The sequence below is a fragment of the Xanthomonas sp. F10 genome, from assembly GCF_014206815.1.
Lineage (GTDB): Bacteria > Pseudomonadota > Gammaproteobacteria > Xanthomonadales > Xanthomonadaceae > Xanthomonas_A > Xanthomonas_A indica.
This window is the reverse complement of sequence record NZ_JACHNP010000001.1, coordinates 621375-644260: the sequence shown is the minus strand read 5'-3', so window position 1 is coordinate 644260 and position 22886 is coordinate 621375. Positions and strand designations below refer to the sequence as shown.

Here is a 22886-nt window from a genome sequence, read left to right as displayed (position 1 = left end):
GGAAGACGGGCACGGTCATGCCGACAGCGTAGCTGCGGGCAAGTGACGCGCTTGCGAGCGCGCGTGGCATGGGCGATGTCGAACGTCGGCGCTGCACGCGTGCGCTTGCCGTATCGCGCGAGCATCGCCCTGTGTGGCCGCGTTGTGCAGCAGAAGTCCTCGCGGCGCTCGCTGCTGACGAGGGCGCGTGCGGCGCGGGCGAGATCGTCGAAGAGCGTGGCGATCGTCGGCGCCTCGCGCCTCTCTGCATCGCGCCTTGCCGGCCTCTGCCAGACGTGGCGCGCCGTGCAGCGGAACGACCCGGCGCGGTGGCGGCCGCAAACGGCGGCGCACGCACTATCCTGTGTCGATGACCGATTCGCCTGCCGCCGCATCCGCTTCCTCTTCGTCCCTCGCGTCGCCGCGCGTTGCGCTGGTGTTCGGCGGCAGCGGCCAGATCGGCGAGCGCCTGTTGCATCGCCTGCTGGCCGCCGGCTGGGAGGTGCATGCCTATTCCCGCCAGGCGCGCGCGGCGCGGCCGGGCCTGCATTGGCATGCCGGCGAACTCAGCGCGCTGCAGGCGCCGCCGGTGGCGGCCGAGGTGGTGTTCAGTTGCGGGCCGCTGGACGCCTTCGCCGACTGGTACCGGCGCGCGCCGGTCGCGGCTGCGCGCGTGGTCGCCTTCGGCTCCACCAGCCTGGAGGTCAAGCGTGACTCGCTGGATGCGGCCGAGCGCGACGTTGCCCGGCGCCTGCGCGAGGCCGAAGCCATCGTGTTCGCGGTCGCGGCCGAGCGCGGTGCGGCCGCGACCGTGCTGCGGCCGACCCTGGTCTACGGCGCCGGCCGCGACCGCACCCTCAGCGCGATCGCGGCGCTGGCGCGGCGCACCGGCTGGTTCGTGCTGCCACGCAGCGCCAGCGGCCTGCGCCAGCCGGTGCACGTGCAGGACCTGGCCGACGCGGCGCTGGCGGTGCTGGCGCATCCGGCCACGCACGGGCGCAGCTATGCCCTCGGTGGCGGCGAGACGCTCAGCTATCGCGAGATGGTGCGACGGGTCCTGGCCGTCCTAAGGCCACCGGCGCGGCTGCTGTCGCTGCCGCACGCGCTGTTCGCACTGGCGCTGGCGCTGGCCCACGCCTGCGGCCGCCTGCAGGGCATGAACCGCGCCGCGCTGCAGCGCATGCGTGAGGACCTGGCGTTCGATCTGCAACCGGCGCGGCAGGATTTCGGCTACGCGCCGCGCGCCTTCGCGCCGGATGCGGCGATGCTGGGTCTGGAGACCGGGGACACGGTGACGCAGGGTTGATGCGATGTCGCACCGCGGCAGTCGCCAGCTCGATGCCGATGAGGGCTGCAATCGAGTGGACGAGGGGAAGAAGCCCGGCGTCCCCGCTCATTTGGCGATGCCCGGCAGCGTTCTCGGCCGCGCTCAGTAGCGCCAGTGCATGCGCCGGTACAGCTTGGCCATCACCCAGGCCGGGCCGATCAGCAGGTAGGTCAGATCGGTGAGGAAGCTGGGCCGATGGCCTTCCAGCGCATGGCCGATGAACTGCGCGATCCAAGCCACCACGAACACGCCGATCGCCAGCCACAACAGCCCCTGCAGCCCCAGGTGCGCCTCCAGCAGCCGGCACAGGCAGCCGCAGAAGAAGAACGCCGCCAGCATGCCGTAGCCCAGCGGGCGCGACAGGCGGTTGTAGTACATCCACGCCGCGAACATGCCCAGCGCCGCCCACAGCCCGCTCTGGAACCAGGTGCCGCCCACCGGGATACACCACAGCAGCGCCACCACCGACCACAGGATCGCCGGCACCGCGACCACGTGGATGCGCTGATTGGCGGCATTGCGGTGATCGTCGGAATAACTGGCGAAATAGCGGTCGATCGGGCGCGCGTAGGCGGTGGTATCCATCTTCCCTCCCAGGAACCGGCCCAGCATAGCGCCATCGCTGGCGCGATGCGGAGACACTGGGCCGCGGGAGGCGAGGAGCGCGGCGACGGGATCGTCTGCGGCGATCCGGCGGAGCGGATAGCCGTTGCCTGCGGCACGGACGTCCTTCCCGTTGCCGGTTGGACCCGACTCCGCAACGTTCCCCGCCCGCGCAGCCAGCATGCAGGCTGCCCGGCCAGCGGAGCGACCTTTCGAGGGGCTCTAGAATCTCTGGGACGTGTCCCGTAGGAGCGGCTTCAGCCGCGACAGGTTTGAGCGGGAACGTGCCCGTCGCGGCTGAAGCCGCTCCTACAGGAGGACCTTGCAGGCGGCTCGATCGTGCCCGAAGCAGGTATGAGACGTGCTTTTCCGTTTGGACGAACGAAGTCCGAGACGCGTCGGACGCCGCCTGGCCGGTTACCACAGGCAAGCGGTGGCGTCGCCGATCAGGGGCGACCGCGCTGTCGGCACGATCGCCCCATCACTGCTTGGCGGCTCAGGCGCGCGCCATGCTCCTGTTCGCTTCCTGCTGCTGCTCGCGCTGCACCGACTCCTGCTGCTGCGCGGACTGGCGAGCCAACTGCGCGCTGGTCTGCTCCAGCGGCGGTGCCGGCTGCTGCAGGTCCACCACCGCACGGAAGCCCGGCGTGTTCCCGGCGACGAAGGCCTTGTCGTTCGCCACACTGACCTCCTTCAGCTTGTCGGGGCTATCGATCCCGGCCTGCTTGGCCTGCAGGGTGAGATTGGCCACCGCCTCGTTCGACAGCCTGGCATGCGGCGGATTGGCCTTCTCTGCACCCCGATCGGCTTCCGTGCGCATCTTGTCGTACAGCGGGGTATCCGGGTGGCCGCGCTCGCCGAGCTGCGGGCCTTTCGCCGGCTTGGCTTGCGCCTGCTCGACAGCCGCCAGCCCGGCACGGGTGTCGCGGCCGACAATGCCGTCCTGGGTGAGGCCGCGCTGTTTCTGCAGGGCGGTCACCGCCTCGTGAGTGTTGTCGCCAAAGCGGCCATCCTCGGCTAGCGGACGGCCTTGCGCGTCGCGGATGCCGAGGCGGTTGAGCTGCTGCTGCAACTCACGCACCTCCGGGCCGCGGTCGCCCTGGCGCAGCGTGCCGTTGCCCTGCTGCGCCTGATCGCGGCCATGGGCCTCGACCTGCTGGCCGCGGTTCCACCACGTCTCCGGACTGACGGCCTTCCCGTTCGCATCGTGCATCTGGTAGTGCACATGCTGCGCGTACTGGTTCGCTCCGTTCGGGCCGCGTCCGCCCATGGTGCCGATCGCATCGCCGGCGCGCACCACGTCGCCTTCCTTCACCGAGCGCGAATCCAGGTGCAGGATTTCGTGCGAGTTGCCCTGCGCATCGCGGATCTTCACCGTGCCGTACTGGCCGCCGGAGAAGGTCACGGTGCCGGAGATCGGCGCGTGCACCGTCGGATGCTGCCGGTTGATTCCCGTCTGACCGCCTTCGTAGTTGAAGTCGGTACCGCCGTGCGGGCCACGCGCGCGGTGTTCGCCGTAGTGCCCGGTGATGTGCGGATCGACCTTGCCCTGACTCGGCAGCATGCGCTCCATCGTCTGCTGGAAGGTGCTGTGGGGCGCAGCAACGTTTGCCGTGGCAGGCCGATGGCCTTGTGTCGGTGCAGCGACGGGTTCGCCAAGGCGCCCTGCCGCCAGGTTCTGCATCAACTCGGGTGTCAGCGTGCGCTGCCAGTGCTCGAAGCGCCGCTCGCGATCCGCCAAGCCGTTCGGCGGGTTGGCCCCGTTGATGGCGGCACCCGCCTCTCGGGCGCTGTTGCGCTGCTCCTCGGGTACCTTCTGCTGCCAATACCAAGTGGCGATGCGCGAGGCGTTCTCAGGCTGAGATGCCAACTCTGGTCGATTGACCAGGTCCAGGCCTAATGCCTCGCCAGCCGCGCGGTACTGCGCCTTGCCGGTCAATTGCATGTAGCCACGGCCGTGATAGAGATAGCCGTCTCCCGGCTGATCGTTGCCAAGATCCCGGCGGTTGCCGTACATGAGTTCGCCGAGCCGTTCGGGCCGTCCCCTGAGTGCCTCGACACGCGCGCTTTCCAGAGCTTCCGGACCTTCGCGCAAAGCGGAACGCACATTGGCAGTGATCTGTCCGATCCCCTTGGTGTAATTGAAGCTTTCCTCAAGCCTGGAAAGTCCGCCGGACTCATGGCCCACCTGCGCCATGAAATTCGCCAGTTCCCTGGGCTGTGTGATGCCGGCCGCGTAGGCGGCGCGGAGCATCTGGTTCTCTCTGTCTGTTGCCATGGTGTAGCTCCTCATTTCTCAGCAACGTGATGGACGGACCCTCCATGTCCGCGGAAACCATTACCTCCCTTTAATTCGTACTCGACGCGCCCTCGTCCAGTGGGGCGACCTTGGGCAGCTTGGCAGGATCGAAATCCGCGAATGCCACCTGCCCGAAATCCTTGGCCGTCAGCTCCAACTGTTTGTGCTGATCGGTTTGCGTATCGGTGAGTTCACGCACCACCTTCTCCAGCAGCCAGCTTTTATTCGCGGGTGCATAGCGGAAGGTGAAGTCGTCAGCCCAGCGCTCGCGCGAGCCGCCCGAAATGGAGATGGTGAACTTCCCTTTTTCGATCCGCGAAAACGCATAAGGATCGCCTGCCATGCCGCCGCAGTTCGCGCATGGGACGATATGCGCATTCTCCGCGGCCTTGTGCAGCTCTCCACGTTCGTCCTGGGTCAGCAGGATCACCGTTCTTGGCGCACCTTGACCCAGCTTCTCGCCAGCGGACGTTGGGGGGGAGACGACCAGCAATGCATCTGACCGACCGGTGCCGGTGAGGTCGCCGCGGAGCGTGTCCACGGTTTCCATGCCCGAAGGAACGAAAGAGGCGACATTTTGCACGGTGGCATTCCCTTGCTGAGTAGGCGTGGCGGGAGCGTTCTGCGCCTGGTTTTGCTGGCTGGAAACCGGGGGCGGCTGTTGCGCGTCGCGCGCGTCGGCGGATTTTCCATCCGCGGTTGCTCCCCCGCAGGCTGCCAATGCCAGAGCGAGAAGCGAAGAAGAGAATTTCAGGAAATGCACGTGAATTTCCTCTGCTAGTTCAATTGCCACTTGGCGAGCGGGCAGCTACATGCTGCCCGGCCATTACGGGGCGAGGGCGGATAGAAGATGAGCGTTTGTCGCGACATGGCGGGTGGCGCTGCGCTGGCGAAAAGCATCCATGCCGTGTCTCCCTGCGCGCGCGGCTACAACGCCTGATCGTCGACCTTCACCAGCGTCCAGCAGGGCCTCTGCGCGAACTGGTAGATCTGCTGGTCGCCGGTATCGGGGGTGCGGACCATGACCTGCCGGCCCTCGGCGTTCTGCGTCACCACGATCTCGCGCCCGCCCTTGCGGGCCGCGTCCAGGTTCGGGATCACCGGCCATTCCACCTCGGACAGCGGCACGTTGCGGGTGACCGGCGCAGGTTCCGGCTGCGCGTCCGGGTCGATGTGAATCATCGTCAACGGGTCGGCGGTGGCCTTTTCCTGGACCGCGCTGTCGGCGCTGAAGCGCTTGAGGAAGGCGTCGAAATCGGCATCCGGGCAACGCGGCGCGGCTGCGGCGGGAGCGGCCTGCGAGGGCGCGGCCGTTGCTGCCGCCACCGTGGAGCCGGTCGGTTGCGCCTTGCACGCAGCCAGGGTCGCTGCCAATGCCAGGGACGTCAGAATGGGGCGTGCGAGAGCCAACGGATCCTCCTGATCGGGTCGGGCGGGCGATCGCCCTGCGGGCGACTGAGTTTAGTCGAGCAGGATCATCATGTCGTGAAGCCGAGGCGGCGCATTGCCGCGGGGTCCACATCGTCCAACGCCGGGGTGCAGTCGCCCGCTCAACCGCTATCGAGCACCTCCGCGCGTCGCGACGGATCATAATCCGTTCGCGAAGACATCCAGCTTCTGCGGTTCGATCCATCCCTGCGCACAGTCGCCTTCAGGACGCGCATTGGCTGCGATGGTGCACGGTCTACCCCGCTTGCGCTGCGTCACGAAGTCGACCGGACGCTCGCCATATTGTTTGCAGAGTGCCTTGCCCTGGCATGCGCTGACGCTCGCAGGCGGGAGGGCGACCACGTAGTAGTAGGTGGCCTGTTGACCCGCATGCGCGGTCGCGAGGATGCAGACGAATTGCCCATCGGACAGCTTGGCGGCGACCTGTGCCTTGCTGCCGGTCACCGGCAAGGCGTCCAGAAGTGTGGCGTCGTGCTCGGCCACGCCTGCGAAGTTTCCGTCTGCGCCACAGCCTGGAGACACGTCGACGTCGTAGAAATCGCCGGCGTCCATGTTGCCCGAAACGCAGCTGCTTCCCTTGGCCGCATTTTCACAACGCAGGTGCAAGGACTCGGCGAGCGCTGCAACGCCGTCATCCTGGCGCGCGGTCTGCGATTGGGTGGATGCGTCAGCGACGGGGTTTGCGGTCGGTACGGCGTCGGCCTGCCGAGGGTTGCAGGCGGCCAGTGCCATGGAAAGTGCGAACGCGGCAAAAAGTCGGGACGAACTGGCCAACGCATCCTCCTGGGCTCGGAATCATTCGTGCGGATGCCCGAGCCTGGTCGGGCAGGGCCATCGGGTCGTAAGCAGCCCGATGGCGTCCGGAAACCGCATGGTGGTGCCTTCCACAACACCCAATGCGCCGGCCACCCGGCGCACGACCCCACTCAGTCGACCGAAATCCCCGCCAGCCGCTGCAGCGCCTCGGCGTACTTGGCGCGGGTGCGGTCGATCACGTCCTGCGGCAGGCGCGGGCCGGGCGCGGTCTTGCCCCAGTCCAGCGTCTCCAGGTAGTCGCGCACGAACTGCTTGTCGTAGCTCGGCGGGCTGGTCCCGATTTCGTATTCGTCGGCCGGCCAGTAGCGCGAGGAATCCGGGGTCAGCATCTCGTCCATGATGTACAGGCGGCCATCGGCGTCGGTGCCGAACTCGAACTTGGTGTCGGCCAGCAGGATGCCGCGCTCGGCGGCGAAGTCGGCGGCGAAGCGGTAGATGCGCAGGGTGGCGTCACGCACGCGCTCGGCCAGTTCGGCGCCCACGGTCTTGACCATGGCGTCGAAGTCGATGTTCTCGTCGTGGTCGCCGACGGCGGCCTTGGTCGACGGGGTGAAGATCGGTTCGGCCAGTTTCTCGGCCTGGCGCAGGCCGTCGGGCAGTTCGATGCCGCTGACCTTGCCGGTGCGCTGGTAGTCCTTCCAGCCGCTGCCGATCAGGTAGCCGCGGGCGATGGCTTCCACCGGCACCGGCTTGAGCTTGCGGGTCACCACCGCGCGCTTGGCGTACAGCGCGGTGTCCACGCCCTCGGGCAGCACTGCGGCCACGTCGATGCCGGTGAGGTGGTTGGGCATCAGGTGCTCGGTCTTCTTGAACCAGAAGTTGGAGACCTGGCACAGCATCTCGCCCTTGCCGGGGATCGGGTCCGGCAGCACCACGTCGAAGGCGGAGAGGCGGTCGGTGGCGACCATCAGCAGGTAGTCGCCGGGCGGCGCGTCGGCCGGCAGGCGCTCGCGGGGAATATCGTACACGTCGCGGACTTTGCCGCGGTGGCGCAAGGGCAGGCCGGGCAGATCGGATTGCAACAGCGTGGTGGACACAGGCACTCCTACGGACTTCGCAATGGCGACCGTCCCGGGACCCGGCGGGCCCGCGGCGGACGGCGGGCCGCGTAGTGTACGGCCGGAATGCCCCGCTGTGCCGTAAAATGGCCGGCCCTGACGCCGCGCCCGCCTTGCCCCATGCCCTGGTACGGAAAACTGCTCGGCGCCATCGCCGGGGCCCTGCTGCTGCGGCCCACGCCGGTGCTGGGCGCGCTGATCGGGCTGCTGATCGGGCATGCCTTCGATGCTGACTGGTTCAAGCTGTCCCAGCGCGAGGATCCGTACCGGGAGCTGGGCCTGACCCGCGACGCCACCGACGCCGAGATCGAACTGGCCTACCGCCGGCTGATGTCCCAGTACCACCCCGACAAGGTCGCCAGCGCCAGCCCCGAGTTGCGCGCCCGCGCCGAGAAGAAGGCCAGCCAGCTCAACACCGCCTACGACCGTATCCGCACCCTGCGCAAGCGCTGAGACCCCGCCATGTCCGACTGCATCATCTCCCCGTCCATCCTGTCCGCCGATTTCGCCCGCCTCGGCGAGGAAGTGGATACCGTGCTGCGCGCCGGCGCCGACTGGATCCACTTCGACGTGATGGACAACCATTACGTGCCCAACCTGACCATCGGCCCGATGGTCTGCCAGGCGCTGCGCAAGCACGGCGTCACCGCGCCGATCGACGTGCACCTGATGGTGGAGCCGGTGGACCGGCTGATCCCGGATTTCGCCGAGGCCGGCGCCAGCATCATCAGCTTCCACCCCGAGGCCAGCCGCCACGTGCACCGCAGCATCCAGCTGATCAAGTCGCACGGCTGCAAGGCCGGCCTGGTGCTCAACCCGGCCACCCCGGTGGACATCCTCGACTGGGTACTGGACGACCTGGACCTGGTGCTGGTGATGTCGGTCAACCCGGGCTTCGGCGGCCAGGCCTTCATTCCCTCGGCGCTGGACAAGCTGCGCGCGATCCGCGCCCGCATCGACGCCAGCGGCAAGCCGATCCGGCTGGAGATCGACGGCGGGGTCAAGCCGGACAACATCGCCGCGATCGCCGCCGCCGGCGCCGACACCTTCGTCGCCGGCTCGGCCATCTTCAATGCGCCGGACTATGCCGAGGTGATCGCGCGCATGCGCGCCGCGGTGGCGGAGCGCTGAGGTGGCGGTCCTGCACATCCGCCCGGCGGTGGCCGACGACGCGGCGCTGATCCTGCGCCTGATCCGCGACCTGGCGCGCTACGAGCGCGCCGAGGACGCGGTGCAGACCGACGAGGCCGGCCTGCGCGCCAGCCTGTTCGGCGCCGACGCCCGCGCGCAGGCACTGATCTGCGAGGCCGACGGCCAGCCGATCGGCTACTCCGTGTACTTCTACAACTACTCCACCTGGCTGGGCCGCAACGGCCTGTACCTGGAAGACCTGTATGTGGACCCGGCGCACCGCGGCGTGGGCGCCGGCAAGGCGCTGCTGCAGCATCTGGCGCGGCAGGCGGTGGCCGAGGGCTGCGGCCGCTTCGAATGGTCGGTGCTGGACTGGAACCAGCCGGCGATCGATTTCTACGAAGCGGTCGGCGCCCTCGCGCAGGACGAGTGGACCGTGTACCGGCTGCAGGGCGAGGCGCTGGCCAGGTTTGCCGCCGGTTGAGCGGCGCCGGGCGACCAAAAGAAAAGAACCGCACCGTCGCCGGTGCGGCCCCTGGGAGAGAAATCGGAGGCTGATCCTGCCTCCATCCGTCTTCCTTGCTATGGCCTTCCATGTTCCGGACGCACGGTGACGTGCGTATGACAACGGCCGCGCCGGGATTCACGCATCGCCCATGCCGCGCCCGTTAGCGTGGGCGCCTCATCCCGGGATGGTTCGCATGGCTGCAGCGCACTGGCGTTTGATCCTCAACGGCAAGTCGGCCGGCGACGAGACGCTGCGCGAGGCGGTCATGGACATGCGTGCACGCGGCGTGGCGCTGCAGGTGCGGGTCACCTGGGAGCAGGGCGATGCCGAGCGCTACGTCGCCGAGGCGGTGGCCGATGGCGCCGCCTGCATCGTCGCCGCCGGTGGCGACGGCACCCTGAGCGAGGTCGCCAGCGCGCTGGCGCATCGCCAGGAGCCGGCCGCGGCATTGCCGGCGCTGGGCCTGGTGGCCCTGGGCACGGCCAACGATTTCGCCACAGCCACCGGCATCCCGCTGCCGCCGCTGGAGGCGCTGGAACTGATCGCGCGCACGCCGGCACGGCCGATTGACCTGCTGCGCATCGAGGCCGAGCACGGCCCGCACTGGTGCGCCAATGTCGCCAGTGGCGGCTTCGGTACCCAGGTCACGGTGGAGACCGACGAAGGCCTGAAGAAGATGCTGGGCGGGCTGGCCTACCTGGTCACCGGTATGAGCCGGCTGGGCCGGATCGATCCGATCCGGGCCCGTTTCGAGGGGCCGGAATTTTCCTGGGAAGGCGATTTCATCGCGCTCGGCCTGGGCAACGGCCGCCAGGCCGGTGGCGGCCAGGTGCTGTGCCCGGACGCGCTGCTCGACGATGGCCTGCTCGACCTGACCCTGGTGCCGGAACTGACCGGCGAAGTCGCCGCGACCCTCGGCACCCTGGTCACGTCCGGCAAACAGGCCGCGCTGGAGCGGGTGGCGGTGCGCGCGCGCCTGCCGTGGCTGCGGATCGAAGCGGCGCAGCCGCTGACCCTGAACCTGGATGGCGAACCGGAAACCTCGCGCCATTTCCGCATCGACTGCGTGCCCGGCCGCCTGCGCATGCACCTGCCGCCGGAGTCGCCGCTGCTGCAGGCACGCGGGCGCTAGCGAACGCCGCAGCGCACGCCTTCCATCTGCGATCGTGTCGCTCGCGTGTTGCTCTCGTAGGAGCGGCTTCAGCCGCGACCGGCATTCCCGGTAACGCCCGTCGCGGCTGAAGCCGCTCCTACGGAGATGTTCCCAGGCAATGAATCCCTTGTGGGAGGGACTTCAGTCCCGACGCGACATCCTCACCGACCACCACCGCGCCGCGATCGATTGGTGGCGTCTGCAACCGTTGCCAGTCGCCGCAGTTGCGGTAAAGTAGCCGCCGTGTCCAGCCTGACGACCCCGCGTTCCTTCACTTCCGCTCGCCGTGCGTGGCGATGGTGGCCTGCAGCCGTCGTCCGCCCTGTCACCGAGTCCCGGAAGGAAAGCCGTCTTGATTACCCGCGAGCAGTTCCAGCGCTACGCCGCTAAAGGTCACACCCGCATCCCCGTCGTCCGCGAAGTGCTGTCCGATCTGGACACGCCGCTGTCGGTCTATCTCAAGCTCGCCGACGCCCCGCACACCTATCTGTTCGAATCGGTCGAAGGCGGCGAACGCTTCGGTCGCTACTCGATCATCGGCCTGCCGGTGCGCCGCGTGTACACCTTCCGCGGCCATACCCTGGACGTGCGCGACCATGGCGAGCTGATCGAGCGCCGCGAGGTCGCCGATCCCTTTGCCGAAGTGGAGGCGCTGCGCGCGCAGCATGTCGTGCCCAAGCTCGCAGGCGTGCCCGGCTTCACCGGCGGCCTGGTCGGCTGGTTCGGCTTCGAATGCATCGGCTATATCGAGCCGCGGTTGGCCGGTGGTGTCGCACGCGACGAGCTCGATACCCCGGACATCCTGCTGATGCTGTCCGAGGAAGTGGCGGTCTTCGACAACCTCAAGGGCCGTCTGTACCTGATCGTGCATGCCGACCCGGCCGAGGCCGACGCCTGGGAGCGCGCGCAGGCGCGTCTGGATGCGCTTACGACCACGCTGCGCCAGCCCGGCGCCGGCTACCCCGCGCCGCTGGCGCGCGACGTGCTGGACGAGAGCGACTTCGTCTCCGGCTTCACCCGCGAGGGCTTCATCGCCGCGGTGGAGAAATCCAAGGACTACATCCGCGCCGGCGACATCTTCCAGGTGGTGCTGAGCCAGCGCCTGAGCGTGCCGTTCACCGCACGCCCGGTGGACGTGTACCGCGCGCTGCGTGCGCTGAATCCGTCGCCGTACATGTATTTCCTCGACGTCGGCGACACCCAGGTGGTCGGCTCCTCGCCGGAGATCCTGGTGCGGCTGGAGAACGGCCAGGTCACCGTGCGCCCGATCGCCGGCACCCGGCCGCGCGGCAAGACCCCGGAAGAGGATCAGGCGCTGGAGGCGGAGCTGCTCGCCGATCCGAAGGAGCGCGCCGAACACCTGATGCTGATCGACCTGGGCCGCAACGATGCAGGCCGCGTCTCGCAGGCCGGCAGCGTCGCCGTCGGCGAGCGCTTCGTGATCGAGCGCTACAGCCATGTCATGCACATCGTCAGCGAGGTCACCGGGACTCTGCTGCCCGGGCTCAGCTACGCCGACGTGCTGCGCGCCACCTTTCCCGCCGGCACCGTCAGCGGCGCGCCGAAGATCCGCGCGCTGGAAGTCATCCGCGAGCTGGAGCCGATCAAGCGCAACGTCTATGCCGGCAGCATCGGCTACCTCGGCTGGCACGGCGACGCCGATACCGCCATCGCCATCCGCACGGCGGTGATCAAGCACGGCCGCCTGCATGTGCAGGCCGGCGCCGGCATCGTCTACGACTCCGACCCGCAGACCGAGTGGGACGAGACGATGAACAAGGGCCGCGCGCTGTTCCGCGCGGTCGCCGAAGCGGCGAAGGGGCTGTGAGCGCCGCCGCGCCGCGGATCGGCTTCCGCAACGACTACAGCGAAGGCGCGCACCCGCGCCTGCTCGCCGCGCTGGCCGCCGCCAGCGCCGAGCAGAATGCCGGCTATGGGCTGGACCGGCACAGCGCGCGCGCCGCCGAGCTGATCCGTGCCGAGATCGGCTGCGCCGACGCCGACGTGCACCTGCTGGTCGGCGGCACCCAGACCAACCTCACCGCGATCGCCGCGTTCCTGCGTCCGCACCAGGCGGCGATCGCTGCGGCCTGCGGCCATATCGCCACCCATGAGACCGGCGCGATCGAGGCCACCGGGCACAAGGTGCTCACCGTGGACGCGAGCGATGGTCGGCTCACGCCTGAGCGGATCGCGCCGCTGCTGGCCGAGCATGGCAACGAGCACCTGGTGCAGCCGCGGCTGGTCTACGTGTCCAACACCACCGAGGTCGGCACGCTGTACCGCAGGCACGAACTGCAGGCGCTGCGCGCGTTCTGCGACGCGCACGGCCTGCTGCTGTTCCTGGACGGCGCGCGTATCGGCAGCGCGCTCACCGCCGAGGGCAACGACCTGCGCATGGCCGACATCGCTGCGCTGACCGATGCGTTCTACATCGGCGGTACCAAGAACGGCGCACTGCTCGGCGAGGCGCTGGTGATCCTCAACCCGGTGTTGAAAGCGGATTTCCGCTACCTGCTGAAGCAGCGCGGCGCGCTGCTGGCCAAGGGCATGGTGCTGGGCACCCAGTTCGCCGCGCTGTTCGAGGATGGCCTGTTCTACGAACTCGCCGCGCACGCCAACCGCATGGCCGCACGGCTGCGCGACGGGCTCGCCGCGGCCGGCGCGCAGTTCGCCTCGGACTCGCCGACCAATCAGCTGTTCGTGATCCTGCCGGCCGCCGCGGTCGAACTGCTGGCGCAGCGCTACGACTTCGAGCGCTGGCAACGGCTGGGCGACGGCCGCTGGGTGATCCGCTTCGTCACCTCGTGGGCCACGCAGGACGCGGCGGTCGATACGTTGATCGTGGATTTCGCTGCGCTGACCCGGTCCGGCACGCAGCGTGCGGCCGGCTGACATTCCGCCAAGGAGAGGAAGATGAACATTCGCACGTTTGGTGCCTGGGCCGTTGCCGCGGTGCTGGCCTTGCCGGCCATCGCCAGCGCACAGGTCAACAGCCTGCCGTCGCAGCCGCACTTGTTGGTGAAGGGTGAGGCGCAGCGCGAGGTGGTGCCGGACCGCTTCGGTTTGACCATCACCCTCAGCGCCGTGGATGCCGACCCGGGTGCGGCGCGCAAGCGCGTGCAGGCCAATGCCGAGAAGGTGCTGGCCGGGTTCGCACAGCACCACGCGCTGGCCGGCAGCGTGCAGGCCACGACGCTGTCGATCGCGCCCGAGCGTCGCTACCAAGACGACAAGCAGCTGTTCGAAGGCACGCGCGTGCAGCGCACGCTCTCGGCCGACTTCGCCGCATTGGACGATGTACGCGCTTTGCTGGGCGCGTTGGTCACCAGCGAGGAACTGCAGGTGTCGGGGATCGCGCCGCGCTACAGCGGCGAAGCCGCGCTGCGCGCCGAGCTCAAGCGCCAGGCGGCCGAGCAGACCCGCAGCTCCGCGCAATCCCTGGCCAAGGCCTACGGCGTGCGCCTGGGCGGCCTGTACACAATCTCCGAGGTGGCGCCGGACTTCGCCTATGGCATCCAGGCCGGGCATTGGCCCTCCGAGCCAGTCAGGATGCAGTTGGTGAGTGCGCCGCCATCGCCGGTTATCGACCTCGTGGCAGCGCGTGCGGCCGATGGCATGGCCGAATCCCTCGAAGCCGGCACCCTCACCCTTTCCGAAAACGTCTATGCGGTCTTCCTGATCGCGCAATGAGACCTTCGCCATGCTGCTGATGCTGGATAACTACGACAGCTTTACCTACAACCTCGTGCAGTACCTGCAGGCGCTCGGCGCCGAGGTCAAGGTGGTGCGCAACGACGCGCTCAGCGTGGACGAGATCGAGCGCCTGGCGCCCGAGCGCATCGTCATCTCGCCGGGGCCGTGCACGCCGAACGAGGCCGGGGTGTCGCTGCAGCTGATCGAGCGGCTGGGCCAGCGCACGCCGATCCTGGGTGTGTGCCTGGGCCACCAGAGCATCGGCCAGGTCTACGGCGGGCAGGTGGTGCGTGCCGGCACCATCATGCACGGCAAGACCTCGCGCATCCGCCACGAAGGCCGCGGCGTGTTCGCCGGCCTGCCGGACCGCTACGAGGCCACCCGCTACCACTCGCTGGTGGTGGAGAAGACCACGCTGCCCGATTGCCTGGAAGTGACGGCCTGGACCGAACACGACGACGGCACGGTGGAGGAGATCATGGGCCTGCGCCATCGCCAGTTCCCGGTCGAGGGCGTGCAGTTCCACCCCGAGTCCATCCTCACCGAGCACGGCCACGCCTTGCTGAAGAACTTCCTGGAGCGCTGAGCGCGCCGCGACGGCGCCGCCCGCCTTCCGTCACTGCCGGACCCTGCCGATGCACGATCGCACCGACGCCTTCCACTTCTACGAACCGGCCCACGGCCACGGGTTGCCGCACGATCCGTTCAACGCCATCGTCGGGCCGCGGCCGATCGGCTGGATCGGCTCGCGCAGCGCCGACGGCGTCGCCAACCTGGCGCCCTACAGCTTCTTCAACGCCTTCAACTACGTCCCGCCGATCGTCGGCTTCGCCAGCATCGGCTGGAAGGACAGCGTGCGCAACATCGAGGCCACGGGCGAGTTCACCTGGAACCTGGCCACGCGGCCGCTGGCCGAGGCGATGAACGCCAGTTCCGCCGCGGTGGCGCCGGAGGTCGACGAGTTCGCCCTGGCTGGCCTGACCGCCGCGCCGTCGCGCCTGATCGGCGCGCCGCGGGTGGCCGCCAGCCCGGTGAGCTTCGAGTGCCGCCTCAGCCAGCTGCTGCCGCTGCAGAGCGCGCGCGGCGAGCCGATCCAGACCTGGCTGGTGCTGGGCGAGGTGGTCGGCGTGCACATCGCCACGCACGCGCTGCAGGACGGCATCTACGATCCGGCCGCGGTCGCCACCCTGCTGCGTGCCGGCGGTCCGGCCGACTACTTCGAGGTGCTGGCGCAAGGGCGCCTGCGCATGCCGCGGCCGACGCAGGCGCGCTGAGCGCATCCGGCGCGGCGCCTCACATATTTCAGCCTACGAGCAGATCCTCCCCATGACCATCACCCCCCAGCAAGCCCTGCAGCGCACCATCGAGCACCGCGAGATCTTCCACGACGAGATGGTCGGGCTGATGCGGCAGATCATGCGCGGTGAGGTGTCGCCGATGATGACCGCGGCCATCCTCACCGGCTTGCGGGTCAAGAAGGAAACGGTCGGCGAGATCGCCGGTGCGGCGGTGGTGATGCGCGAGTTCTCGCGCACCGTGCCGGTCGCCGACCGCACCCACATGGTCGACATCGTCGGCACCGGCGGCGACGGCTCGCACACCTTCAACATCTCCACCTGCGCGATGTTCGTGGCCGCCGCGGCCGGCGCCAAGGTCGCCAAGCACGGCAACCGCAGCGTCTCTTCCAAGTCCGGCAGCGCCGACGCGCTGGAGGCGCTGGGCGCGGCGATCGAGCTGCAGCCCGAGCAGGTGGCGCAGGCGCTGGCGGCCACCGGCATCGGCTTCATGTTCGCGCCCGTGCACCATCCGGCGATGAAGGTGGTGGCGCCGGTGCGGCGCGAGATGGGCGTGCGCACCATCTTCAACATCCTCGGCCCGCTGACCAACCCGGCCGGCGCGCCGAACATCCTGATGGGCGTGTTCCACCCCGACCTGGTCGGCATCCAGGCGCGCGTGCTGCAGGAACTGGGCGCCGAGCGCGCGCTGGTGGTATGGGGCCGCGACGACATGGACGAACTCTCGCTCGGCGCCGGCACCCTGGTCGGCGAGCTGCGCGACGGCCAGGTCCGCGAGTACGAGGTGCATCCGGAGGATTTCGGCATCGCCATGTCGGCCAGCCGCAACCTCAAGGTCGCCGACGCCGCCGAATCGATGGCGATGCTGCGCGCCGTGCTCGACAACGTGCCGGGCCCGGCCCTGGACATCGTCGCCTTCAATGCCGGCGCGGCGCTGTACGTGGCCGGCCTGGCCGACGACATCGGCGCCGGCATCGCCCTGGCGCGCGCGGTCATCGCCGATGGGCGTGCGCGGGCCAAGCTGGAGGCGTATGTGGCGTGTACGCAGCGGTTGGTCGGGTCCCGGGACCCGGGACCCGGGACCCGGTAGGAGCGCAGTTCGCGGATCTGGGGCGATTGGCGCTCGCCCATCCAGTCGTCAGTTGCAACACGTGCGTGGCTGCCCAGGCTGTTGCGGGTCCCGGGTCCCAGCTCCCAGGTCCCAGGTCCCGATCCCTTCTTTAACCCCACATCGCCGATAATCCGGCCATCCCCCAGGATCCCCACCGCATGAGCAGCGACATTCTCCGCACCATCCTCGCGCGCAAGGCCGACGAGATCGCCGCGCGCCGCGCGCGCGTGCCGCTGGCCGAGCTGGCCGCCCGCGCCGAGGCCATGCCGCCCACCCGCGGGTTCGCCCGCGCGCTGCAGGCCGCCATCGCCAATGGCGACCCGGCGGTGATCGCCGAGGTCAAGAAGGCCAGCCCCTCCAAGGGCGTGATCCGGCCGGACTTCCATCCGGCCGACATCGCGGTCAGCTACGAATTCGGCGGCGCCGCCTGCCTGTCGGTGCTGACCGACGAGGACTTCTTCCAGGGCCACGACCGCTATCTGCAGCAGGCGCGCGACGCCTGCACGCTGCCGGTGCTGCGCAAGGACTTCACCATCGATCCGTACCAGGTGTACGAGGCGCGCACGCTCGGCGCCGACTGCATCCTGCTGATCGTGGCGGCGCTGGACGACCTGCAACTGGCCGAGCTGTCGTCGCTGGCGCTGCAACTGGGCATGGACGTGCTGGTGGAAGTGCACGACATCGACGAACTGGAGCGCGCGCTGCAGGTGCCGGCGCCGCTGATCGGCATCAACAACCGCAACCTGCGCACCTTCGAGGTGTCGCTGCAGACCACCTTGTCGATGCGGAACGCGGTGCCGCGCGACCGCCTGCTGGTCACCGAAAGCGGCATCCTCGGCCCCGACGACGTGGCGCTGATGCGCGGTGCCGGCGTGCACGCGTTCCTGGTCGGCGAGGCGTTCATGCGCGCCGAGGAGCCGGGCGAGGCGCTGCGCCAGTTGTTCTTCGCGGCATGAGCGGGCAGGCGCCGAGTCCTTACCCGTTGCCGCGCGCCGATGCGCCGCTGGTGGTGTTCGATTTCGACCACACCCTGTACGACGGCGACTCCGGCAGCCACCTGTTCGCCTGGCTGATCAAGCGCAATCCGCTGCGCCTGGCCGCCGCGGTGCTGGCCACGCCGTTGCTGGGGCCGCTGGTGGCGATGCTGCCGACCCGGCGCACCGGCATCTCCGGCTACGTCTGGATCGCCAGCTTCGGTCTGCGCCGCGCCCGCGAGTTCAATCGCATCATCGACCAGTACGTGCTGCAGCATCAGGCGCAGATCCGCCAGCGGCTGCTGCCGCAGGCGCTGGAGGTGTTCGCCCGGCACCGCGCCGCCGGCGATCGCGTCGTGGTCGCCACCGGCGCGCCGCCGGAACTGGCGCGCGCCATCCTCGGCTTCGTCGCGCACCAGGACGTGCCGGTGGTCGGCAGCCTGATCGGCCCGCGCCTGGGCGCGGTCACCGCCACGCGCCACTGCCACAACGAGGAAAAGATGCGCATGCTGCGCGAACTGGGCTACGGTGAGATCGCCATGGCCTATTCCGACAGCACCGCCGATCTGCCGCTGCTGCAGGCCGCGGCCACGCCGGTGGTGGTCAATCCCAAGCACAGCGCGGTGGCGGTGTTCCGCCGGCTGCTGCCGTCCGGCACGCCGATCCTCAACTGGGGCTGCCGCGACCGCGGTGGCGAGGGCGCCGGCCGCTAACCGCTGCTGCCGTCGGGCGCCGCGACCGCGCAGCGCTCGTCACGGCCAACGTCGTCCGCATGGCCCTGCGTGCGCCCGCTGCGGCGATCAGCCGCCGGACCTGGCGTAAGCGCTGTCGCTGCCCACCAAGGCATGGTGCAGCGGCGCGACCCACTGGCCGCGGTCGATGTCGTAGGCGCCGAAGCTGCCCTCGAACTCCCAGTAGGCCCAGGCGAAATGGCGCTTCTCCGCGGCATTGACCACGGCCACGGTCCAGGCCAGGCGATCGGCCGGCGGCGCCTGCTCGTAGGCGCCGAACTCGCCCAGCAGTACCTGCCGATGGTGCGCCGTGGCCCAGGCCGCGATGCGGTCGAACTCGCCGTACAGCTTGGTCCGGTCGGCCGCGCTGCCCCAGGCCACGCCGGTGTGGTCGCGGATGTCCGCAGGCGCCCACGGCGCACCCTGGTGGGTGAAGCGGAACGGGTTGTAGTAGTGCACGGTGACCAGCAGGTGCGCATCGTCATCGGGCAGGCGCAGGCTGTCGAGCGCGGTGAAGGAATTGCTGCTGGCCGGGCCCACCACCACGGTGCGGGTCGGGTTGTCGCGGCGGATGACCTGCAGCGCATCGCGCAGCAGGTCGTTCCACGCCGCGCTGGTCATCTGGCCGTTGGGCTCGTTGAGGATCTCGAACAGCACCGACGCCGGTGCGTGGCGGTAGCGCGGGGCGACCTGGCTCCAGAACGCCAGCAGCTTGGTCCGGCACACCGCCGCATCGGCGGCGCAGGGGTGGAAGTCGTGTTCGTCCAGGATCGCGTTCAGGCCCGCGGCGGTGGCCTGGTCGACCACCGTGTCCAGTGTCTTCAGCCAGGTCGGGTCGAGCCGGTTGGCGGCGTCCATGTGCGCGAAGGCCTGCAGGTTGACCCGGACCGTGCGGAAGCCGCCGTCGCGGATCGTGCGGTACAGCGGCGGACGGAAGCGCGCCTTCGCCGGGTCGCTCCACAGCGGGTCGTAGCCGAGGATGTTGACCCCGCGCCCGAGCCGGGCGAAGGCGTCGTCGGCCTGCGCGCGCGGCGCCGGCAGCGCCAGACACAACAGGGCCAGGAGCAACGGGATGGCACGCATGGCGGTCTCGCGGGGCAGGGGAGTGGTGAGACGCACAGCCATCGGCGGCAGCGTCCCGGCCGCGATCATCGCGCGGCCCGCCCAGGGAAAAGCGAACGCGGCCTGACCGCAGATCGGATCACCAGCGCAACGGCTTCAGGCGCCGCGGAGACCGCCTTTGCGAATCCCCAATCCCGACTTCCAAATCCCGGGCGTCAGCCCAGCCAGCGATACAGCGCCCCGCCCACCTGATACAGGCTGATGCCCAGCACCAGCAGGCCGACCGCCACCAGCACCCAGCGCTCGCGCACGCGCTTGACCAACAGCGCCGCCAGCGGCGCGGCGAGCATGCCGCCGACCAGCAGGCCGAGCACGATGTCCAGGTGCTGCAGGCCCATCGTCAGCAGGAAGGTCAGCGAGATCGACAGCGTCACCAGGAACTCGGCGGCGTTGACCGTGCCGATGGTGGTGCGGGCCTGGCCGCCGCGGGCGAGCAGCGTCGAGGTCGCCACCGGCCCCCAGCCGCCACCGCCGCTGGCGTCCAGCAGGCCGGCGACGAAGCCCAGCAGCGGCACCCGCTGCACCTCGCGGCGCGGCAGTGCACGGCCGGCCGCGCGCAGCAGGATCAGCACCGCCAGGGCGAGCAGGTACAGATAGACGAAGGGGCGGATCAGCTCGCCCGGCAGCTGCGTCAGCACATAGGCGCCGGCGATGCCGCCGACCATGCCCGGCAGCGCCAGGCGCAGGAACAGCCGCTTGTCGACGTTGCCCAGGGCCAGATGCGACAGGCCGGAGGCGCCGGTGGTGAACACCTCGGCGCTGTGCACGCTGGCGCTGACCACCGCCGGCGGCAGGCCCAGGCTCAGCAGCACCGAGGAGGAGACCAGGCCGAAGGCCATGCCCAGCGCGCCGTCCACCAGTTGCGCGGCCAGGCCGACCAGCACGAACCAGTAGAAGGTCTCGCTCAGCAGCATCGCACCGGGCCTAGCGCCCCATGGCGGTCAGCGCGCGCCGTACAGCACCACGGTCTTGCCGCGGGCATGCAGGATGCCGTCGACCTGCAGCTTCTTCAGCACCCGGCCGGCCATCTCGCGCGAGCAGCCGACCAACCGCGCCAGTTCCTGGCGCGACACGCGCAGCTGCATGCCCTGCGGGTGGCTCATCGCCTCCGGCTCTTGGGCCAGGTCGTGCAGGGTGCGCACGATGCGGTCGGTGACGTCCAGGAACGCCAGGCGGCTGGCCTTGCGCGAGGTGTCCAGCAGGCGCTTGGACAGCTGCACGCCGATCGCGTACAGCACCCGCGGCGCGTCGGACGACAGCGAGCCCAGGAACAGCTGGTGCAGGCGCTCGTAGCTGATCTCGGCCAGCTCGCAGGGCGTGCGGGTGCGCAGGATCACCTCGCGCTGGTCGGATTCGATGAACAGGCCCATCTCGCCGACGAACTCGCCGCTGCCGAAATAGCCCAGCACCAACTCGCGGTCGTCATCTTCCTCGGCGATGATGCTGACCGAGCCGCTGACGACGTAGTAGAGGGTGCCGGCCGGATCGCCTGGCCTGAACACGTCCGTCCGCGCCGGATAGCGGCGACGGTGGCTGTGGGCCAGGAAGCGGTCGATGGTGGCGGTGTCCAACGTCAGAGGACTTGGAGCGATGCGCACAGGTGCTGCAGTCGATGTGTTTCCGGGGCTCATGGCGGCTTCGCTACGGCGTAATTCCTGAAGCTTAACGGGACGCGTTCGCGGCGGCAAACAAGAGACGGGCGCCACGTTTCGCAGTCGGGCCATTTGGCTCATAATTGAGTGTCTTTCCCCCCACTTCCAGAGGATCCACGCCGTGGTCAAGCCGTTGCCTCGCCTGAGGCTGCAAGGTTTCAACAACCTCACCAAGGCGTTGAGCTTCAACATCTACGACGTCTGCTACGCGATTTCCGAAGAGGAGCGCCAGCGCTACATCGAGTACATCGACGAGCAGTACGACGCCGATCGCCTGACCCAGATCCTCACCGATGTGGCCGAGATCATCGGCGCCAACATCCTCAACATCGCGCGCCAGGACTACGATCCGCAGGGCGCTTCGGTGACGATCCTGATCTCCGAAGAGCCGGTCATCGACAAGAAGGCGGCGGGCAAGGAGATCATTTCCGACGCCGTGGTCGCGCACATGGACAAGAGCCACATCACCGTCCATACCTACCCGGAAACCCATCCGCAGCACGGTATCGCCACGTTCCGCGCCGACATCGACGTCGCCACCTGCGGCGTGATTTCGCCGCTGAAGGCCCTCAATTACCTGATCGAGAGCCTGGAATCGGACATCGTGATCATGGACTACCGCGTGCGCGGCTTCACCCGCGACGTGAAGGGCAAGAAGCACTACATCGACCACAAGATCAACTCGATCCAGAACTTCCTGGCCAAGAACGTCAAGTCGCGCTACGAGATGTTCGACGTCAACGTCTATCAGGAGAACATCTTCCATACCAAGATGCACCTGAAGGACTTCGACCTGGACCAGTACCTGTTCGAGGAAAAGGCCAAGAACCTCTCGTTCAAGGAGCGCATGCGCATCGAGGCGCTGCTCAAGCGCGAGATCGAGGAGCTGTTCCACGGGCGCAACCTGTCCGAGTAAGCGACCTCGAATCGGCGGGACGGCCCGCCCGCAGCCTGCGCTGCGACCCCTGCCGACGGCGGCCCGATGTGCAGACATCGGGCCGTTTTCATTTGGATTTGTCTACGGAGAAAGACAATGCCCTGGATCTACCTGTTGCTGGCCGGCCTGTTCGAGATCGGCTTCGCCCTCGGCCTCAAGTACAGCGAAGGCTTCACCCGGCCCTGGCCGACCGTGGCGACCCTGGCCGGTGCCGGCCTCAGCCTATGGCTGCTGACCCAGGCGCTCAAGCACATCCCGCTCGGCACCGCCTATGCGATCTGGACCGGGATCGGGGCGCTGGGCACGGCCGTGCTCGGCGTGGTCCTGTTCGGCGACAGCGCCTCGCCGGCGCGGCTGGCCTGCATCGGCCTGATCGTGGTCGGGGTGATCGGCCTGAAGCTGGTCGGCCACTGAGCGCGGCGTGCGAGCGCAGGACTCAGGCGGCGATGCGGCGCCGGGTCAGGACCCGGCCGATCAGCATCCGGTGCGCGACCACCGCCAGCAGCGCGGCGATCGACAGCGCGATCATCGCGCGGGTGAACACGCTGCCGAGATTGCCGGCGTGCTGCAGCTGGTCCAGGCGCCCGAAGCGCGAGGGATCGGCATTGGCGTAGGCGATCTCGACGGTGGCGCCGTCCAGCAGCAGCGGCGCGGCTTCGGCGCCGCTGGCTTCGAAGGCGCCGCTGTGCAGGCGGCCCTTGCTCTCGAACACGTAATGGAAGCGATAGCGCACCAGCGGCTGGGTCTGCATGCCGAAGGCGCCGTCGGCGATCACCGGCACGGTGGCGACCGAGTGGTCGCGCAGGATCGCGCTGGCCTGGCGATAGTCGCCGAGCAGGTGATGCAGCAGGGCGCCGCCGCCGAGCGCGAACAGGCTCGCGAACAGCAGGCGCGACAACCAGCGGGTGCGGGGCGACGGTAGATGGAGCGAAGATGCGGGCATGGCGATCGGCAGGCGGAGCGCACGCGTGCGTGACTCGGCGCGGGTACTTCGGAGAGCGGACGGCACGAGGGACGCACCGCGGCTCGAACGGCGTGCGCCGAC

General features: G+C 69.0%; 25 protein-coding genes. 15 read left to right on the top strand and 10 right to left on the bottom strand.

The window, feature by feature from the left end; genetic code table 11:
- Positions 1-349 precede the first annotated feature (349 nt).
- Positions 350-1285, top strand: a complete 936-nt coding sequence (locus FHR56_RS02880; RefSeq protein ID WP_160946113.1) for an NAD-dependent epimerase/dehydratase family protein — start codon at positions 350-352, stop codon at positions 1283-1285.
- A 123-nt stretch (positions 1286-1408) separates the two neighbouring features.
- On the opposite strand, the gene FHR56_RS02875 is transcribed toward FHR56_RS02880, so the two are convergent.
- The 6 genes from FHR56_RS02875 to FHR56_RS02850 all read right to left on the bottom strand — a co-directional run bounded on the left by FHR56_RS02875 (position 1409) and on the right by FHR56_RS02850 (position 7510).
- A complete protein-coding gene (locus tag FHR56_RS02875; protein ID WP_160946114.1) occupies positions 1409-1891 on the bottom strand; it encodes an Mpo1-like protein in 483 nt (160 codons plus the stop codon).
- Positions 1892-2405: 514 nt separating this feature from the next.
- The gene (locus FHR56_RS02870) at positions 2406-4187 is read right to left on the bottom strand and encodes a peptidoglycan-binding protein (RefSeq protein WP_160946115.1); all 1782 of its coding nucleotides are present in this window, start codon (positions 4185-4187) and stop codon (positions 2406-2408) included.
- 70 nt (positions 4188-4257) lie between these two features.
- Positions 4258-4791, bottom strand: coding sequence for a hypothetical protein (locus tag FHR56_RS02865; RefSeq protein WP_160946319.1), 534 nt, complete (start codon positions 4789-4791; stop codon positions 4258-4260).
- A gap of 344 nt (positions 4792-5135) precedes the next feature.
- On the bottom strand, positions 5136-5618 hold the full coding sequence (locus tag FHR56_RS02860; RefSeq protein ID WP_184502401.1) for a hypothetical protein: 483 nt from the start codon (positions 5616-5618) through the stop codon (positions 5136-5138).
- A 177-nt stretch (positions 5619-5795) separates the two neighbouring features.
- A complete protein-coding gene (locus FHR56_RS02855) occupies positions 5796-6431 on the bottom strand; it encodes a hypothetical protein (protein WP_237473069.1) in 636 nt (211 codons plus the stop codon).
- Between the two features lie 152 nt (positions 6432-6583).
- Complete coding sequence (locus FHR56_RS02850) at positions 6584-7510, bottom strand: phosphoribosylaminoimidazolesuccinocarboxamide synthase (protein WP_160946116.1); 927 nt, start codon at positions 7508-7510, stop codon at positions 6584-6586.
- 141 nt (positions 7511-7651) lie between these two features.
- Between FHR56_RS02850 and FHR56_RS02845 the strand changes: the two genes are divergently transcribed.
- From FHR56_RS02845 to FHR56_RS02790, 12 genes are all read left to right on the top strand, one after another.
- Positions 7652-7984 (top strand): DnaJ domain-containing protein, encoded by a 333-nt coding sequence (locus FHR56_RS02845; protein ID WP_010341396.1) that lies wholly within the window; start codon positions 7652-7654, stop codon positions 7982-7984.
- 9 nt (positions 7985-7993) lie between these two features.
- Complete coding sequence (rpe, locus tag FHR56_RS02840) at positions 7994-8662, top strand: ribulose-phosphate 3-epimerase (protein WP_160946117.1); 669 nt, start codon at positions 7994-7996, stop codon at positions 8660-8662.
- Between the two features lies 1 nt (position 8663).
- Positions 8664-9146 carry a GNAT family N-acetyltransferase gene (locus tag FHR56_RS02835; protein WP_160946118.1) on the top strand — a complete coding sequence of 161 codons (483 nt, stop codon included), beginning with the start codon at positions 8664-8666 and terminating at the stop codon, positions 9144-9146.
- 217 nt (positions 9147-9363) lie between these two features.
- A complete protein-coding gene (gene yegS, locus FHR56_RS02830; RefSeq protein WP_160946119.1) occupies positions 9364-10302 on the top strand; it encodes a lipid kinase YegS in 939 nt (312 codons plus the stop codon).
- Between the two features lie 373 nt (positions 10303-10675).
- The gene (trpE, locus tag FHR56_RS02825; protein WP_160946120.1) at positions 10676-12151 is read left to right on the top strand and encodes an anthranilate synthase component I; all 1476 of its coding nucleotides are present in this window, start codon (positions 10676-10678) and stop codon (positions 12149-12151) included.
- Positions 12148-13218: an aminotransferase class I/II-fold pyridoxal phosphate-dependent enzyme gene (locus FHR56_RS02820; protein WP_160946121.1), complete on the top strand. Its 1071-nt coding sequence runs from the start codon at positions 12148-12150 to the stop codon at positions 13216-13218. The genes trpE and FHR56_RS02820 overlap by 4 nt, the downstream gene beginning before the upstream one ends.
- Positions 13219-13239: 21 nt before the next feature.
- Entirely contained in the window at positions 13240-14016 is a 777-nt protein-coding gene (locus tag FHR56_RS02815) for an SIMPL domain-containing protein (protein WP_160946122.1), read from the top strand.
- 10 nt (positions 14017-14026) lie between these two features.
- Positions 14027-14605, top strand: coding sequence for an aminodeoxychorismate/anthranilate synthase component II (locus FHR56_RS02810; protein WP_017913955.1), 579 nt, complete (start codon positions 14027-14029; stop codon positions 14603-14605).
- Between the two features lie 49 nt (positions 14606-14654).
- Positions 14655-15293 (top strand): flavin reductase family protein, encoded by a 639-nt coding sequence (locus tag FHR56_RS02805; RefSeq protein WP_160946123.1) that lies wholly within the window; start codon positions 14655-14657, stop codon positions 15291-15293.
- Between the two features lie 52 nt (positions 15294-15345).
- Positions 15346-16404, top strand: coding sequence for an anthranilate phosphoribosyltransferase (trpD, locus tag FHR56_RS02800; protein WP_160946124.1), 1059 nt, complete (start codon positions 15346-15348; stop codon positions 16402-16404).
- A gap of 179 nt (positions 16405-16583) precedes the next feature.
- Entirely contained in the window at positions 16584-17381 is a 798-nt protein-coding gene (gene trpC, locus FHR56_RS02795) for an indole-3-glycerol phosphate synthase TrpC (RefSeq protein ID WP_160946125.1), read from the top strand.
- Complete coding sequence (locus tag FHR56_RS02790; RefSeq protein WP_160946126.1) at positions 17378-18112, top strand: haloacid dehalogenase-like hydrolase; 735 nt, start codon at positions 17378-17380, stop codon at positions 18110-18112. Before trpC ends, FHR56_RS02790 begins: the two co-directional genes overlap by 4 nt.
- Positions 18113-18199: 87 nt before the next feature.
- On the opposite strand, the gene FHR56_RS02785 is transcribed toward FHR56_RS02790, so the two are convergent.
- The 3 genes from FHR56_RS02785 to crp all read right to left on the bottom strand — a co-directional run bounded on the left by FHR56_RS02785 (position 18200) and on the right by crp (position 20883).
- On the bottom strand, positions 18200-19213 hold the full coding sequence (locus FHR56_RS02785; RefSeq protein ID WP_237473070.1) for a glycoside hydrolase family 5 protein: 1014 nt from the start codon (positions 19211-19213) through the stop codon (positions 18200-18202).
- Between the two features lie 194 nt (positions 19214-19407).
- Positions 19408-20166, bottom strand: coding sequence for a sulfite exporter TauE/SafE family protein (locus FHR56_RS02780; protein ID WP_160946128.1), 759 nt, complete (start codon positions 20164-20166; stop codon positions 19408-19410).
- A 27-nt stretch (positions 20167-20193) separates the two neighbouring features.
- Positions 20194-20883: a cAMP-activated global transcriptional regulator CRP gene (crp, locus tag FHR56_RS02775; protein WP_010341415.1), complete on the bottom strand. Its 690-nt coding sequence runs from the start codon at positions 20881-20883 to the stop codon at positions 20194-20196.
- Positions 20884-21025: 142 nt separating this feature from the next.
- Here crp and speD point away from each other — a divergent pair, with 142 nt between their 5' ends.
- Both speD and FHR56_RS02765 read left to right on the top strand, forming a co-directional pair.
- Positions 21026-21820: an adenosylmethionine decarboxylase gene (gene speD, locus FHR56_RS02770; protein WP_017910332.1), complete on the top strand. Its 795-nt coding sequence runs from the start codon at positions 21026-21028 to the stop codon at positions 21818-21820.
- A gap of 117 nt (positions 21821-21937) precedes the next feature.
- Complete coding sequence (locus FHR56_RS02765; RefSeq protein WP_160946129.1) at positions 21938-22255, top strand: multidrug efflux SMR transporter; 318 nt, start codon at positions 21938-21940, stop codon at positions 22253-22255.
- Positions 22256-22277: 22 nt separating this feature from the next.
- Here the strand turns inward: FHR56_RS02765 and FHR56_RS02760 are convergent, their stop codons facing one another.
- Positions 22278-22784, bottom strand: coding sequence for a hypothetical protein (locus FHR56_RS02760; protein WP_237473071.1), 507 nt, complete (start codon positions 22782-22784; stop codon positions 22278-22280).
- Positions 22785-22886: the final 102 nt, after the last annotated feature.